This is a genomic window from Bartonella sp. MU37NMGALS (assembly GCF_042194015.1).
GTDB lineage: Bacteria > Pseudomonadota > Alphaproteobacteria > Rhizobiales > Rhizobiaceae > Bartonella > Bartonella grahamii.
In genome coordinates this window covers 1-637 of sequence record NZ_JBHIML010000136.1, presented here as the reverse complement: position 1 = coordinate 637, position 637 = coordinate 1, and the positions used below count along the sequence as shown (strand labels likewise).

Genomic DNA, 637 nt, shown 5'->3' with positions numbered 1-637 from the left:
ATATTCGAAAGATCACTGGCAAATCTTTCGTAGTTTTGTCGTTCTATTTCTTTTTCTCGTAAGGCAATGAGACGCTCAAGACGGTCCATATCGACGTCATTTCCTAAGGCTCTATTTAAAATGCGTTCCATAGCAGTTTGTTCGACGGCTAAATGATGTGTTTCTTCAATTTCTGTTAGGTTAGTGTTTTGTTTACTCATCTTGATTTCCTCCTATTTGAGCGCAATTCCCCCGTGGCGTGAATCACGCTTGTGTTTAAAAGTTGTTTGTGTGGTTAGAAACGGTTTATAGAGAGACTATAAGATTAGTCGTTCGTATTTCTTTTCCATAATTGTTGCTTTTAATGCATGCTTTGTCGTTTAAGTTTTTGAGACAACACACCAATTCCTTTTGCTGTGATTTTTGCGCAAGGAATGACTTTTTCTATTCCATTTGCGGTTTTAAGTGTAATAGTTGGGCAATCCATAAGTTGCTTTTGGATTTTGTCTTGATACGGTAGCAAATTTCCACCTGCTGCTCGTCTGTAAACCCAACCTTTTTCTTGTAAAAATTGAATGAACTGTTTTGGTTGCATCTCGAGTATTTTAGCGGCTTCTGTAAGACCAAAGAGTCCATTATGACGCTGTAAGCTTTCAAG

General features: G+C 37.8%; 1 protein-coding gene and 1 pseudogene. Both read right to left on the bottom strand.

Annotated elements, in window-relative coordinates; translation table 11 throughout:
• A pseudogene (locus tag ACFIJP_RS09560) lies at window positions 1-200 on the bottom strand (recombinase); the annotation flags it as partial.
• A gap of 140 nt (window positions 201-340) precedes the next feature.
• On the bottom strand, window positions 341-637 hold a 297-nt coding region (locus tag ACFIJP_RS09555; protein ID WP_375627192.1), incomplete at its 5' end, for a phage antirepressor KilAC domain-containing protein.